Raw genomic sequence first — 14,277 nt, forward strand, 5'->3', positions numbered from 1 at the left:
GCGGCGGCGGGCGCGCGCGCCGCCCTTGGGCTTGCATCCGGGCGCGGCGCGGCACAGCCTCGCGCGCGATCCGAGGATGCCCCATGCCCGAGCACGATTTCCGCTCCCAGCGCCTGTTCGTCGACGCCGATCTGGTGGCCGGCGCGGCGGTGCGGCTGCCCGCCGAACAGGCCCACTACGTGGCCAATGTGATCCGGCTGGCCGTGGGCGACACGATCCTTCTGTTCAACGGCCGGGACGGCGAGTGGCGCGCGCGCCGGGTGGCCGGCGGCAAGCGGGACGTGACGCTGGAGGCGGAGGAGGCGGTGCGGCCCCAGCCGGCGCCCGCCGATCTCGAATATGCCTTCGCGCCGCTGAAGCACGCGCGGCTCGATTATATGGTGCAGAAGGCCGTGGAGATGGGCGCCGGGCTCCTCACCCCGGTCATCACCCGCCATACACAGGTGACGCGGGTGAACGGCGAGCGCATGCGCGCCAATGCCATCGAGGCGGCCGAGCAGTGCGGCATCCTCGCCGTGCCGCAGGTGTGCGAGCCGCAGCCTCTGGCGCGCTGGCTGGCCGCGCTTCCCGAAGAGCGCCTGCTGGTGTTCTGCGACGAGGCGGCGGAGGTGGCCGACCCGCTGGCGCCGCTTCGCGCGCAGCCCGGTGCTCCGGTGAGCGTCCTGATCGGCCCTGAGGGCGGCTTCGCGCCGGAGGAGCGTGCGCTGGTGAAACCGCGGGCGGTGGTGCTCTCGCTCGGACCGCGCATTCTGCGGGCTGACACGGCCGCCGTCGCGGCCCTGGCGCTGGTGGAGGCGGTGCGCGGCGCTCCCGAACATCCAAGCCAAACCCAGCGTAATGCGGGCACCGCGGAATTGTTCCAAAGAAAAACGCCTTGAACCGCCACATTCTATTATTTCGACCTGCCGCTTCGTCCGCCTGCACTGTGCATTGCGGTAAGGTGTTGAAAGCGTTGCCGTCATCTAAACGTTAGCGGGCGCGCCAAATTTTGGTCCGAATTGGCGTCAGTTTGTGCGAAACCTAATGCTCGGTCCGGCGTTTCTCGCTCCATGCGCGCATCCGCCGAGACCGATGCCGGGGACACCGAGCCACAGCCGCCCCGCGGCTCCGCGCCTTGGTGGACCCGTGCCGGTTCCGCGTCTCGCGGTCCGGCACCTCGCGCTCAGGAGGAGGGGCATGTCGCACTATCGATTCGGTATCGAGGAAGAGTTCTTCGTCGTCGATGCCCAGACCAAGTCGTCGGCGCGCCGCATGCCGAACGGGATGTTCGATGAACTGAAGGGCATCCTCGGCGAACAGGTCAGCGTCGAGCTCCTCCAGTCCCAGCTCGAGATCGCCACCCATCCTGCCACCGCGACCGGAAGCGCCCTCGACGAACTGCGCCATCTTCGCGGTGCCGCGGCGCAGGTTGCGGCCGAGCACGGGCTCGGCCTGATCGCCGCCGGCACCCATCCGACGGCCGTCTGGGAGGGCGGGCGGCAGACGCAGGCCAATCGCTATGACGGCATGATGAACGACCTGAAGATGATCGGCGAGCGCAACCTGGTGTGCGGCCTGCACGTGCACGTCGAGCTGCCCGATCCGGACCAGCGCGTGGACGTGATGCGCCGCATGGTGCCCTACATCCCCCACTTCGTGGCGCTCTCCACCTCGTCGCCGTTCTGGCAGTCGCGCCAGACCGGGCTCATGGGCTACCGGCTCGCCGCCTATGACGAACTGCCGCGCACCGGCCTGCCGCACATGTTCGAGACCAATGCCGACTACGAGCGCTACGTGGAGGCGCTGGTGGAGGCGCGGGCGATCGCCGATTCGAGCTATCTGTGGTGGACCATCCGCCCCTCGCGCAAGCTGCCGACCCTGGAGCTGCGGGCGCCGGACAGCTGCACGCGTCTGGAGGATTCGGTCGCCATTGCCGCGCTCTACCGCGCGCTGGCGCGCTTCCTGGTGCGCAACCCGCACCACAATAAGGAAGCCGGAGCGGTGGACCGCGCCATCGCCGACGAGAACAAGTGGCGCGCCCAGCGCTACGGCGTCCACGGCTCGTTCGTCGACCTGTCCCAGCGCCGCGCGCTCTCGGTGCGCGACGCGGTGGAGGGCCTCGTGAACCTGGTGGCGGAGGACGCCGAGGCGCTCGGCTGCCTCGACGCCCTACTGCATGCGCGCACCATCGCCGAAGCCGGCACCAGCGCCGACGTGCAGCTGGCGGTGTACGAAGAGGCCAAGCACCGCACCGGAAACAAAAGCGAGGCGCTTAAGGCGGTGCAGACCTGGCTCGCCGGCACGACCATCCAGTGAGGGGAGGGCGCAAGCCCTCCCCGTCGCATCACATCTTGAACGGCACCACCGTCTGGCGCTGTTCGCCGAGGCCGGCGATGCCGACGCGCATGACGTCGCCCGCCTTCAGGAAGCGCGGCGGCTTCATGCCGAGGCCGACGCCGGGCGGGGTGCCCGTGGTGATGACGTCGCCGGGGTCCAGCACCATGAACTGGCTGATGTAGTGCACCAGGAACGGCACCCGGAAGATCATGGTCTTGGTGGAGCCGTTCTGCATCTTCTCGCCGTTCACCTCCAGCCACATGCCGAGTTCGGAGGTGTCGGACAGCTCGTCCGGCGTCACCAGCCACGGGCCGAGCGGGCCGAAGGTCTCGCAGCCCTTGCCCTTGGTCCATTGGCCGGAGCGCTCGATCTGGAAGTGGCGCTCGGACACGTCGTTGCAGATGCAGTAGCCGGCGACGTGGGAGAGGGCGTCCTTCTCCTCCACATAGCGGGCGCGCTTGCCGATGACGAAGGCGAGCTCCACCTCCCAGTCGAGCTTGAGCGAGCCCTTGGGGATCATCACGTCGTCGTCGGGGCCGGCGATGCAGTTGGGCGCCTTGTTGAAGAGCACCGGCTCCTCGGGGATGGGGTTGTTGGTCTCGGCCGCGTGGTCCGCGAAATTGAGGCCCACGGCGACGAAATTGCCGGCCGGCGACGCAGGAGCCGAGCCGGACGCCGGCGGGCGCCGCCGGCAGGGTGCCGGGATCCACTGCGGCAATGCGCGCCAGGCTCTCCGGCAGCAGGGCCTCTCCGGCGAGGTCCGGGATGACGCCCGAGAGATCGCGAATCTGGCCGTCCAAATCGATTAGACCCGGCTTCTCCTGTCCTTTGGCGCCGAAGCGGACAAGCTTCATCGGTGAACTCCTTGGGATTGGTCTTGGTGGTTGAGGGGGCGGCGTCGCCGAGAGCCCCGAGGCGCGTCACGCTGGCGCGTTCGCGCGTCCCGGTCAATGGGCGGCGGCGCGAATCCGCCCGCGCGCCGCCGCGGCTGCAGGCACGCGCGGCGGGGCCGCCGAGACCGGTCTAAGTCTTTCCCCGTGCTGTGTTATTGTGCGCCGCCGAAGGGCCCGATTTTGGCGGTCGAACGGCGGAGCGGCTGAGGTCTTCGGGCGCCGCTGCGAAACAATGCGAGCCACGGGGCGGGTCGAATATTAGCCGCCTGTCATTCTGGCGCTTCAATACTGCCGCTTATCTGGGCAGGCGCGACAATCGGGCAGTCTTGCCTTTCCGTTCCCCAGGGTCGTCATAAAATAGATACACGACTCCGGCTAAGTCCTCCCGCTGCCTCCTGGGCAGGTATCCGGTGAGGCCCGTCGCGGGGAGGCCAAAGCGTGAGCGAAAATCCCGAAGCGCGCCGCTACCGCGCCCTGTTCATCTCGGATGTCCATCTCGGCACCAAAGGCTGCCAGGCGGAGCTGCTGCTCGACTTTCTGAAGTACCACGAATCCGATGTGCTCTATCTGGTGGGCGACATCGTCGATGGCTGGCGGCTGCGCCAGTCCTGGTACTGGCCGCAGAAGCACAACGACGTGGTGCAGAAGCTGCTGCGCAAGGGCCGCAAGGGCACGCGCATGCTCTATTTGCCCGGCAACCACGACGAGTTCCTGCGCGATTATTACGGCACCCATTTCGGCGGCATCGACGTGGTGGAGACGGTCATCCACGAGGCGGCCGACGGCAAGCGCTACCTCGTCATCCACGGCGACGTGTTCGATGTGGTGGTCCGCCACGCCAAGTGGCTCGCCTTCCTGGGAGACTGGGCCTACACTGCCGCGCTCGGGGTGAACACCTACGTGAACCTCGTGCGCCGCCGGCTCGGGCTGACCTACTGGTCGCTGAGCCAGTGGGCCAAGCTCAAGGTGAAGAACGCCGTGAACTATATCGGCAAGTTCGAGGAGGCGGTGGCCGAGGAGGCGAAGCGCCACAACGTGGACGGCGTGATCTGCGGCCATATTCATCACGCCGCGATCCACGACCAGTTCGGCGTGCGCTACGTCAATTGCGGCGACTGGGTGGAAAGCTGCACCGCCATCGCCGAGCATGACGACGGCCATATGGAGATCATCCGCTGGATCCGCCGCGTCGAGACGGCGCCGCAGGAGGGGGCCGATCTGGTCGAGGGGGCTCGCGCCGCCGCCTGATGCGCGTCCTCGTCGCCACCGATGCGTGGCATCCGCAGATCAATGGCGTGGTGCGCTCGCTGGAGCACACCGCCGCCGAGGCCGCAAACCTCGGCGCCGAGATGGAATTCCTGACCCCGCAGGGGTTCAGGACCGTGCCGCTGCCGTCCTACAACGAGATCCGCCTCGCGCTCGCCACGCCGCGCATGATCATGCGCCGCATCGAAAAGGTGCAGCCCGATTTCGTGCACATCGCCACCGAGGGGCCGATCGGCATCCTGGTGCGGCGCGCCTGCATCGCCTCGCGGCGCACCTTCACGACTTCCTATCACACCAAGTTTCCCGAATACCTGTCCGCCCGCGCGCCGGTGCCGGAGCGCCTCACCTATGCGTGGCTGCGCTCGTTCCACAATGCGGGCGGCGGCGTCATGGTCTCCACCGCGACGCTCGAGCGCGATCTCGAGGCGCGCGGCTTCAAGCGCCTGATGCGCTGGTCGCGCGGCGTGGACGCCGACTTGTTCCGGCCGCGGCCCGAGGCGGACCTTGCCGGCGCGCCGGGGCCGCGCTTCCTGTTCGTCGGCCGGGTGGCGGTGGAAAAGAACATCGAGGCCTTCCTCAAGCTCGATCTGCCGGGCTCCAAGGTGGTGGTGGGCGGCGGCCCGGCGCTCGCCAGCCTGCAGCAGCGCTTTCCCGAGGCCCATTTCCTCGGCCCCAAGGAGGGCGAGGACCTGGCGCAGGTCTATGCCGCCTGCGACGTGTTCTGCTTCCCCTCGCGCACCGACACGTTCGGCATCGTTCTGCTGGAGGCGCTGGCGAGCGGGCTGCCCGTGGCGGCCTATCCCGTCACCGGCCCCATGGACGTTTTGGCGGACATGACCGAGCCGGTCGGCGTCCTCGACGAGGACCTGCGCGTTGCCTGCCTCAAGGCCCTCGACCTTTCCAAGGACGCCGCGCGCGCTTCGCGCTGAACCACACCTGGCGCGAGAGTGCCCGCCAGTTCCTGGACAACGTGCTGATCGCGCACGATATCGGCCCCATCGCCCGACGCTATCGCCTGCGGCGCCGCGCTCGGGTAGTTTCCGGGGCATGACCGCGTCCATCCCCGCCCTTCCCACCGCCGCCGACGTCGAAGCCGCCGCCCTCCGCCTCCGGGGGGTTGCGGTGCGCACGCCGCTCCTTCGCGCCCCGGTGCTCGACGAGGCCACCGGCCGGCGCGTGTTCCTGAAGCCGGAGACGCTCCAGCGCACCGGCTCCTTCAAGTTCCGCGGCGCCTACAACCGCATCGTCCAGATTCCTGAGGCCGACCGTGCGGCGGGCGTTGTCGCCTGCTCCTCGGGAAACCATGCCCAGGGCGTCGCGGCGGCGGCTGGGCTGCTCGGCATGCCGGCGGTGATCGTCATGCCGCACGATGCGCCGGCGCTGAAGCGCGCCCGCACGGTGGCGCTCGGGGCGCAGGTCGTGGGCTATGACCGCGTCAGCGAGGACCGCGACGCCATCGCCGCCGCCATCGCCGCGGAGCGCGGGGCGACGCTGGTGCCGCCTTATGACGATCCGGGCGTGATCGCGGGGCAGGGCACGGTGGGCCTGGAGATCATGGAGGACCTGACCGCCCTCGGCCTGGCGCCGGACGTGGTGGCGGCCAACACCTCAGGCGGCGGGCTCATCGCCGGCATCGCGCTGGCGGTGAAGCCGCGCGCGCCCGATGCCCGGGTGGTGGCCTGCGAGCCGGCGGGATTCGACGACCATGGCCGCTCCTTCGCCTCGGGCACCCGCGAGCGCAATGTCGCCGCCGCCGGCTCGTTCTGCGACGCGCTGCTGGCGCCCATGCCGGGGCGCATCACCTTCGAGATCACGCGGCCCATGGTCGGCCATGCCGCTTCGGCCACCGATGCCGAGGTGGCGCGCGCCGTGGCCTTCGCCTTCCGGGAGCTGAAGCTGGTGGTGGAGCCGGGCGGCGCGGTGGCGCTCGCGGCGCTGCTGGAAGGCCGGCTCGGCGCGCCCCGGCGACGTGGTGGCGTGGTGCTCTCCGGCGGCAATGTGGACCGCGAGACCTTCATCGCCTGCCTCGAAGGCTGAGGCGATGCCGCGCGGAGCGCCCCTCCGCCGGCCGCGCGGCCGGCCGCCGGCCGCATGACCGGAGGCGCTGGCGCCATCCCCGGCGCGACGCGTTCGCCATGGGCGCGGCCTATGCGAGCTTCTACCTCGCCATCGGCATCCAGCTGCCCTTCCTGCCGCTCTGGCTGACGGCGCGCGGGCTCGCGCCGCAGGAGATCGGCGTGGTCGTCGCGGCGCCGCTGGTGGCGCGCCTGTTCGCGACGCCGCTCAGTCGGCTTCCTCTCCGACCGCCTCGGCCGGCCCCAAGGCGGTGCTCGTCACGCTCGCGCTCGCCACCTGCACCGGCATGGCGCTGCTGGCGCTGAGCCGGGATTTCCTGGTGATCGTGCTGGTGCTGGGCGCCACGGCCTTGTTCTGGAACCCGAGCTTCGCGCTGCTGGATTCCTACGCCACCCGGCTCGCCCGCGCCGGACGGGCGGACTATGGCCGCGCCCGGCAATGGGGCTCGGCGTCCTTCATCGTCGCCAACCTCGCGGGCGGCGCCGTCATCGGCGCCACCGGCCATGGCGGCATCGTGCTGATGATGCTCGCCGGCCAGCTGGCTATCTCGGCGGTGAGCACCCGCCTGCCGCCGCTGGCGCCGCCCCCGCGCGTGACCGACCTTGCGGCGTCACCGGCGTGCCGTGCGGCTCGTCGCCGCCATCGTCGCGGTGGCGCTGGTGCAGGCGAGCCATTCGGTGCTGTACGTCTTCGGCTCCGTGCACTGGGGCGCCATCGGCCTGGCCACCACCACCATCGGCCTCCTCTGGGCGCTGGGCGTGATCGCCGAGATCTTCGTGTTCCGGTTCGGCACGCGGCTGATGAACCGGTTCGGCCCGCACCTGCTGATCGCGGCGGGCGGGCTGGCGGCCATCGCCCGCTTCGGCGCGCTCGCCTTCGATCCGCCGGAGGTGCTGGTGTTCGCGCTCCAGCTGCTGCACGGCCTGACCTTCGGCGCCACCTATCTCGGCATGGTGGAGCTGATCGCCCGTTCGGTCGCCGAGCACCGCTCCGGCTCGGGCCAGGCGCTCGCCTCCTGGGCGGTGAGCCTCGCCATGTCGGCCGCGAGCCTTGCCGCCGGCCCGCTCTGGGCCGCCTTCGGCACGCTGGCGTTCCTGATGTCCGCGGGCCTCGGCCTCATCGGCGCGCTGCTGGCGCTCGCGGCGCGGCCTCAGCCCCACAGCTCGGGGAGCGGGGGGGAAAAGGCGAGCCGCCCCCCTCGTAGCGGAGCCGGGCTCCCGGTCGGCCGGGCGGAGCAGCACGGGCCGGTCCAGATCGACGATGCGGGCGCGCTGGGCCACCAGCATGGCGGGCGCCATGGCCAGCGAGGTGGCCAGCATGCAGCCCACCATCAGGAAGAAGCCCGCGCGCTCGGCCGCGTCCGCCAAGGCCATGGCCTCGGTGAGGCCGCCGGCCTTGTCGAGCTTGATGTTGATGGCGTCGTAGCGGTCCCGGAGCGCGGCAAGGCGGCGCGGTCGTGCACGCTCTCGTCGGCGCAGACCGGCACCGGGCGCGGCCCCGCGCCAGGCGCCGTCGTCGGCGGCGGGCAAGGCTGCTCGATCAGTTCCACCCCGGCGGTCGCGCAGGCGTCCATCATCCGTGGCAGGAGGTCCGCGGTCCAGCCCTCATTGGCGTCCACCACCAGGCGGGCGTCGGGCACCGCGGCGCGGATGGCTTTCAGCCGGGCTTCGTCGCCCGGTGCGCCGAGCTTGAGCTTGAGCAGCGGCCGGCCGGCGCGCGGCCGCCTGGCCATGGCCTCCGGGCGTATCGAGGCTCAGCGGTGTAGCCAGGTGAGGCGCGGCGGTCGGCGCCGGCAGGCCGACCATCTGCGCGACCGAGGCGTCCGGACGCCTTCGCCTCCAGGTCCCACAGCGCACAGTCGAGCGCGTTGCGCGCCGCCCCGGCGGCAGGCGCGCCTGGAGCCCGGCGCGGTCGAGGCCGGTCGGCGATTGCGCCCTCGAGCGATGCGACCAGCGCCGCGACCCCCTCCACGCTCTCGCCGTAGCGGGCATAGGGCACGCATTCCCCGCGTCCGGTGTGGCCGCCGGCGGCGATCTCGGCCACCACCACGGCCGCCTCGGTCTTGGAGCCGCGGGCGATGGTGAAGCTGCCGCGGATGGGAAAGCGCTCGACGCGCACGGTGAGCTTCGGCCGGCGTTAATCATAGGGGCGGTTTCATGAGCCTCGGCGGCGGGGGGGCGGACGCGTTTGCCGCCGCGCGTCTCGACGCAGCGCAACAAGCCGAGTATGAGCTAGGGGAGGGGGCTCGCTCAAGCGTGGGGCGATCAAGGGAGGGGCGACTTGCCCGATGCCGGCCTGATCTCGGTGCGGACCCAGGACGACCGTCTCACGGTGGCCGGGCGCGGCGTGTGGACCTTCGACCATGCCGACGACCTCGAGTCGGCGGTAGACCAGACGGTTCATGACCACCGCACGCCCAAGGGCGTCGTGGAGATCGACCTCGCCGGCGTCGAGCGCATGGACACCTTCGGCGCGCTGCTGCTGGAACGGCTGAAGCGCGCCTGGACCAAGGCCGGCGTCGAGCCGCGCGTGGTCGGCCTGTCGCAGCGCTATGCCGTCCTTATGGAGGAGATCGAGCGGACCGGCCACGAGCCGCCGCCGCCGGTCCGCCGTCACGACGCGGTGTTGGAGCGCCTCGGCCGCGAGATGGTCCATGTGGGCCAGGACGCGCTGGCGCTGCTCAACTTCGTGGGCGCGACGGTGACCGCCTTCGGCCGCGTGCTGCTGCGGCCGCACACCTTCCGCTTCACCTCCATGGTGAACCAGCTGGACCGGGTCGGCTTCCGCGCCGTGCCCATCATCCTGCTCATCACCTTCCTGATCGGCTGCATCCTGGCGCAGCAGGGCATCTTCAACTTCCGCCGCTTCGGCGCCGACATCTATGTGGTCGACATGGTCGGCGTGCTGGTGCTGCGCGAGCTCGGCGTGCTCATCGTCGCCATCATGATCGCCGGCCGCTCCGGCTCGGCCTATACCGCCGAGCTCGGCTCCATGCGCATGCGCGAGGAGATCGACGCGCTCCGGGTGATGGGTTTCGACCCGATCGAGGTGCTGGTGGTGCCGCGCCTGATGGCGCTCATCATCGCTTTGCCGCTGCTCACCTTCATCGGCTCCATGGCGGCGATCTTCGGCGCCGGCCTCGTCTCGTGGGGCTATGGCGGGATCACCCCGGAGGTGTTCCTCGACCGCCTGAAACAGGCGATCACCCTCGACCAGTTCAAGGTCGGCATGTACAAGGCCCCCTTCATGGCCGCGACCATCGGCATCGTCGCCTGCATGGAGGGCATGCGGGTGGGCGGCAGCGCGGAATCGCTCGGCGAGCACACCACGGCCTCGGTGGTGAAGGCGATCTTCCTGGTGATCGTCATGGACGGCGTGTTCGCCATGTTCTTCGCCGCGATCGACATGTGAGGCTGCATGGACGCCCGCGTTGAAAGCACGGCCCCCGTCAAGGACGCCATCATCAGGGTGCGCGACCTGGTGGTGGGATTCGGCGACAAGGTGATCCTCAACCACCTCAATCTCGACGTGTATCGCGGCGAGATCCTGGGGTTCGTGGGCACGTCCGGCGGCGGCAAGTCGGTGCTCACCCGCACCATCCTCGGCCTGGTGCCGAAAATCTCCGGCACGGTCGAGGTGTTCGGGGAAAATCTCGACGACCTGAGCGAGAAGGAGCGCTCGGCGCTGGAGCGGCGCTGGGGCGTGCTGTTCCAGCAGGGCGCCCTGTTCTCGTCGCTGACGGTCCGGCAGAACATCCAGTTTCCTCTGCGCGAGACGCTGCATTTGTCCCAGCGCCTGCTGGACGAGATCGCCTACACCAAGATCGAGATGGTGGGCCTCAAGTGCGATGTTGCAGAAAAGCTACCGTCGGAGCTTTCCGGAGGTATGATCAAGCGCGCGGCGCTGGCGCGCTCGCTGGCGCTCGATCCCGAGATTCTCTTTCTGGATGAACCGACTTCGGGCCTCGACCCGATCGGCGCGGGCGATTTTGACGAGCTCATTCGCACCCTGCAGCAGACTTTGGGCCTGACGGTTTTCATGGTAACGCACGATCTCGACAGCCTGCACACGGTCTGCGACCGCATCGCGGCGCTGGGCGACGGCAAGGTGATCGCCGAGGGCACGATCGAGACCATGATGGCGGCAACGCATCCCTGGCTGAAGCAGTATTTCCACCGGCCGACCCGGGCCGGCGGTCCAGCATTCCCACGGTTAGGTCAGGACGGCGGGGAGAGCGGAAGGATTAGATGGAGACGCGCGCGAACTACACCATCATCGGAGCCTTCACGCTCGCCGTCATCGCGGCGGCGTTCGGCTTCGTCTACTGGTTCGCCGGGCCCCAGGATTCCACCGCCCGCAAGCAGTACGAGATCGTCTTCGACGGCTCGGTCGCCGGCCTGCGGCAGGGCAATTCGGTGCTGTTCAACGGAATTCCGGTCGGCCAGGTGACCTATCTCGACCTCGTGCCCGGCCAGCCGGGACAGGTGAAGGTGCGCGTCGGCATCCGCAACGACGTGCCGGTGCTTCCGCGCCCGCGCGGCCTCGAATCCCAGGGCCTCACCGGTATTGTCGCGGTGTCGATCCGCGGCGGCCGGCCCGACGCGCCGCCGCTGCCCCTGGCCAAGGACGGCTATCCGCTCATCATCGCCGACAGCGGCGCCGGCATGAGCGGCCTGATCAACACCGCCCAGGGCGTGGCGCGCAAGATCGAGAGCGTGCTCGACGCCGTGAACCCCGAGCAGGTGCGTTCCATCATCGCCAGCGTCGAGCTGTTCTCCAAGACGCTCGCCGACAAGTCCGAGGACGTGAAGAGCCTGATCGAGCAGGCGAACCAGCTCTCCAAGCAGCTCAACGACATCGCTGGCAAGGTGGACAAGGTGGTGGTGAGCCTGCAGCACGCCGCCGAGGACAAGGACGGCCTGCTCTCCCAGGCCACGGACGCCGCCACCTCGGTGCGCAAGCTGGCCGAGAATCTCGACCAGCGCACCGCGCTGCTGACCCAGGAGATCAGCCGCTTCACCGGCCCGGGCCTGCGCCAGTACGAGGCGCTCGCCACCGACGGCCGGCGCACCCTGAGCGAGATCGACCGGGTGCTGAAGAGCCTCGAACGCAATCCCCAGCGGCTTCTCTACGGCGGCGGAAGCGGCGCCATTCCCCAGTACAGGCGGTGAGCGGCGCATGACCCCTTCCATGCTGACGAGACCCACCGGCCTCACGGCGCGCGCGGCGCGCATCGCTTGCGGCCTTCTGTTCGCCCTCGGCCTTGCCGCCTGCGGCGCTTCGCCGGTGCCGACTTACAACCTCACCGCGCCCGGCAGCTTCCAGGCCTCCGGCGGCGGCAGCGGCCAGCTGGTGGTGGCGGTGCCGGTGGCGCTGGCGGTGCTGGACACCGACAAGATCGTGGTGGAGCCGGGCGGCGGGCAGGTCACCTACCTGTCCGACGCCCAGTGGAGCGACCGCCTGCCGGCGCTGCTCCAGGCGCGCACCATCCAGGCGTTCGAGAACGGCAGCAAGCTGAAGCGCGTGGCCCGTCCGGGCGACGGCGTGAACGCCGATTATCTGCTGGTGACGGACGTGCGCGCCTTCGGCCTGCGCATCACCCCCGAGGGGCCGATGGCGGTGGTGGAGCTGTCCGCCAAGCTGATCGGCGCCCAGTCGGGCCGCATCCTTGCCGCCGAGGTGTTCAAGGCGCGCGTGCCGGCCGCCGGCACGTCCGGCGAGGTGGTGACGCTGGCGCTCGACCAGGCGACGGACCAGGTGCTGGTGGCGCTGGTGCGCTGGGCCTCCCGCCGGTTCTGAGGGGGGCTCCGGGGCGGGGCGTGGATTGCAGAGCCGCGTCCCCGAATAGGCAGGCCGCATAATTAGGCCCATCAGGCCCCCTTGCTCGGGCCGCGGCGAAACCCGAAATGCTGAGCAGTTGTGGTCCGCTGCGCGGGAGTCCTTGCACGGGAGGCCTTTCGCTGGGTCCCGGCTCTCCTTCCGCTGGCGCTGCAGTCGGCCGGGACACGGAGGCGGGGAAGGGCTCGCGGACACTTTCGCCATCGTTCCCCACCGCCGTTCCCCACCGCCGTCGCGCCCCGCACGCATGAAGCGTTAGCGGAATGCGATCCGGGGCGCAGCGCAAGGCGTCCGCCGGAGGCGGTCTATCTCAAACCGAGTTTGGCACCTGCATCGGTGCTCGGCCAAAGGTCGCTGCGCGAGACATCCTGCGCCGCGTCCCAGCGCACCTGCCGCTCGGCTTTCGCTTCGCTGCAGGCGGCCGGGATGCGGAAGCGCCGCGCCTCAGATGCCCACCTTGGCAAGCTGGGCATAGACCTCGTCGGCCCAGGTGCGCAGATCCATCAGGCCGGCATAGGCGGACCAGATCTCGATGCCGAACTTTTCGGCGAGGTCGTTCTCGGTGGCGGCCAGCGCCTCCTCCACGGGGGTGAAGGTGCGCTCCAGATGCGGCCACAGCTCCGAGGAGCAGCGCGGGATGGTGATGAAATGGAGGTTGCGCCCCGAGGCCGCCTTCTGGATGCGGGCCATGGACTGGCCCTCGAAGGTGCCGCCCACCTCGTTCTGCACGATGATCACGTTGGACACCGGCAGCGCCCCGCCCACCACCACGTCCTCGATCAGCGTCGCGACGTTCTCGATGGAATGGGTCTCGGGCTTGGTGATCACCAGCAGGTCGATCTCGGGCGAGTTGCGCTGCTGCATGATGTAGGCGACGCGCCGGTGGTGCGCCCACTGGACCAGCTGCGGCACCACGTTCGCGCCCATGTCGAGCACCGCGCCCCCGGTGAGCAGCAGGCCGCCGAAGCGGTCCCAGTAGCGCAGGGGCGCGTTGGCGTCGTTCTCGGTCTTGCTGGAGGCGAGCGAGGAGCCGATGCCCAGTTCCAGCACCCGCGAGGGGAAGAACTTGCCGATCTTCGAATGGCCCGTGCCGTCGGTGAAGTCGGCGGCCACGAGCTTGTAGGCGAGTTCCCGCTTCCTGAGCGCGGAATAAACCATCTGGGCGAGGGTCGTCTTGCCCTGACCGCCGGCATAGGCGGCGCAGATATAGGTTTTCATGAACGCGGGGCTCCCGCTGGGCCGGTGGGATGGCAACCGCCGAGGCGACGGCGATCAGTCTCGAACACAGACGACGCAGGCGGAAAAGTCAATATCCGCAAGGTCCGACGCGGGGTGCTCCGCATGTCCCTCCGACCCGGCGAAGCCTTTGGGCCTGATCGCTTTGCGGCACGGCAAGCGGCAATGATGCTGCCGGAGCGGCGGCAAAAAAATACCGGAGCCGGGAGCCGCGGGCCGCGTGGGACCGAGGCATCCGGCTCGGCGATGGCCGAAGCGAAGGGGACCGGGCAGGGGCCCGGTCAGTCCAGCCGGCCCGCGAGGTGGGCCAGCATGGTGTAGACCTTGCCGGTATCGGAGGTCAGGTAGGCGCGAGTGAGGGTCGCGCCGCGCTCGTCGCCGGACACCTCGTCGAGCACCTGCTCGAATTCGGCCACATAGCGGTCGACGGCGCCGCGGAAATCGGCGTCGGACCGGTACTTGCGGCGCAGCTCCTCGAAGGTCTGCTGGCCCTGGGCGGTGTAGAGCCGGCGGGTGAAGGTGCCGCGTTCGCCGCGCTGCTGGCGCTCCCAGGCGTCGGTGGCGGCGCGGTGGTCCACATGCGGGCGATCGGTCCGCCGCGAGACTGTCGAGCGGCGAGGCTTCCGCCGGGGCGCCGCGCTCGGTGCGGGGC

At 69.9% G+C, this 14,277-nt stretch carries 12 protein-coding genes and 5 pseudogenes; 12 read left to right on the forward strand and 5 right to left on the reverse strand.

The features are described from left to right. The first annotated feature begins 83 nt into the window (after positions 1-83). Complete coding sequence (locus AC2W7M_RS09045; RefSeq protein ID WP_486131794.1) at positions 84-878, forward strand: 16S rRNA (uracil(1498)-N(3))-methyltransferase; 795 nt, start codon at positions 84-86, stop codon at positions 876-878. A gap of 298 nt (positions 879-1,176) precedes the next feature. Beyond that, positions 1,177-2,295 (forward strand): carboxylate-amine ligase, encoded by a 1,119-nt coding sequence (locus AC2W7M_RS09050; protein ID WP_486131796.1) that lies wholly within the window; start codon positions 1,177-1,179, stop codon positions 2,293-2,295. A 28-nt stretch (positions 2,296-2,323) separates the two neighbouring features. Here the strand turns inward: AC2W7M_RS09050 and AC2W7M_RS09055 are convergent. Next, positions 2,324-3,170 (reverse strand): annotated as a pseudogene (locus AC2W7M_RS09055) (fumarylacetoacetate hydrolase family protein). A 477-nt stretch (positions 3,171-3,647) separates the two neighbouring features. On the opposite strand from AC2W7M_RS09055, the gene AC2W7M_RS09060 reads away from it, so the two are divergent. The 6 genes and pseudogenes from AC2W7M_RS09060 to AC2W7M_RS09085 all read left to right on the forward strand — a co-directional run. Next, positions 3,648-4,457: a UDP-2,3-diacylglucosamine diphosphatase gene (locus tag AC2W7M_RS09060; RefSeq protein WP_486131797.1), complete on the forward strand. Its 810-nt coding sequence runs from the start codon at positions 3,648-3,650 to the stop codon at positions 4,455-4,457. Then, a pseudogene (locus AC2W7M_RS09065) lies at positions 4,457-5,526 on the forward strand (glycosyltransferase family 4 protein). The gene AC2W7M_RS09060 and the pseudogene AC2W7M_RS09065 overlap by 1 nt, the downstream one beginning before the upstream one ends. Next, a complete protein-coding gene (locus tag AC2W7M_RS09070; RefSeq protein ID WP_486131799.1) occupies positions 5,523-6,512 on the forward strand; it encodes a threonine ammonia-lyase in 990 nt (329 codons plus the stop codon). The pseudogene AC2W7M_RS09065 and the gene AC2W7M_RS09070 overlap by 4 nt, the downstream one beginning before the upstream one ends. Before the next feature lie 98 nt (positions 6,513-6,610). Further along, the gene (locus AC2W7M_RS09075; protein WP_486131801.1) at positions 6,611-6,856 is read left to right on the forward strand and encodes a hypothetical protein; all 246 of its coding nucleotides are present in this window, start codon (positions 6,611-6,613) and stop codon (positions 6,854-6,856) included. Then, positions 6,838-7,050 (forward strand): annotated as a pseudogene (locus AC2W7M_RS09080) (MFS transporter); the annotation flags it as partial. The gene AC2W7M_RS09075 and the pseudogene AC2W7M_RS09080, both read left to right, overlap by 19 nt. Before the next feature lie 124 nt (positions 7,051-7,174). Further along, positions 7,175-7,678: pseudogene (locus AC2W7M_RS09085) on the forward strand (MFS transporter); the annotation flags it as partial. A 203-nt stretch (positions 7,679-7,881) separates the two neighbouring features. Here AC2W7M_RS09085 and AC2W7M_RS09090 read toward each other — a convergent pair. Together AC2W7M_RS09090 and AC2W7M_RS09095 are read right to left on the reverse strand one after the other, a co-directional pair. Then, entirely contained in the window at positions 7,882-8,190 is a 309-nt protein-coding gene (locus AC2W7M_RS09090) for an enolase C-terminal domain-like protein (protein WP_486131803.1), read from the reverse strand. A gap of 17 nt (positions 8,191-8,207) precedes the next feature. After that, complete coding sequence (locus tag AC2W7M_RS09095; protein ID WP_486131805.1) at positions 8,208-8,669, reverse strand: hypothetical protein; 462 nt, start codon at positions 8,667-8,669, stop codon at positions 8,208-8,210. A 162-nt stretch (positions 8,670-8,831) separates the two neighbouring features. Here AC2W7M_RS09095 and AC2W7M_RS09100 point away from each other — a divergent pair, with 162 nt between their 5' ends. From AC2W7M_RS09100 to AC2W7M_RS09115, 4 genes and pseudogenes are all read left to right on the forward strand, one after another. Next, complete coding sequence (locus tag AC2W7M_RS09100) at positions 8,832-9,962, forward strand: MlaE family lipid ABC transporter permease subunit (RefSeq protein WP_486131807.1); 1,131 nt, start codon at positions 8,832-8,834, stop codon at positions 9,960-9,962. Positions 9,963-9,968: 6 nt separating this feature from the next. Beyond that, positions 9,969-10,748 (forward strand): annotated as a pseudogene (locus tag AC2W7M_RS09105) (ABC transporter ATP-binding protein); the annotation flags it as partial. A gap of 50 nt (positions 10,749-10,798) precedes the next feature. Continuing rightward, positions 10,799-11,722: an MlaD family protein gene (locus tag AC2W7M_RS09110; protein WP_486131809.1), complete on the forward strand. Its 924-nt coding sequence runs from the start codon at positions 10,799-10,801 to the stop codon at positions 11,720-11,722. Positions 11,723-11,729: 7 nt separating this feature from the next. Beyond that, complete coding sequence (locus AC2W7M_RS09115; RefSeq protein ID WP_486131811.1) at positions 11,730-12,350, forward strand: ABC-type transport auxiliary lipoprotein family protein; 621 nt, start codon at positions 11,730-11,732, stop codon at positions 12,348-12,350. A 483-nt stretch (positions 12,351-12,833) separates the two neighbouring features. Here AC2W7M_RS09115 and AC2W7M_RS09120 read toward each other — a convergent pair whose 3' ends face one another. Continuing rightward, on the reverse strand, positions 12,834-13,607 hold the full coding sequence (locus tag AC2W7M_RS09120) for a hypothetical protein (RefSeq protein ID WP_486131813.1): 774 nt from the start codon (positions 13,605-13,607) through the stop codon (positions 12,834-12,836). Positions 13,608-13,906: 299 nt separating this feature from the next. Beyond that, positions 13,907-14,277: hypothetical protein (locus AC2W7M_RS09125; RefSeq protein ID WP_486131815.1), on the reverse strand; the 371-nt coding region annotated here is incomplete at its 5' end.

Source organism: Xanthobacter sp. BG11Y11_SDJG, assembly GCF_057364445.1.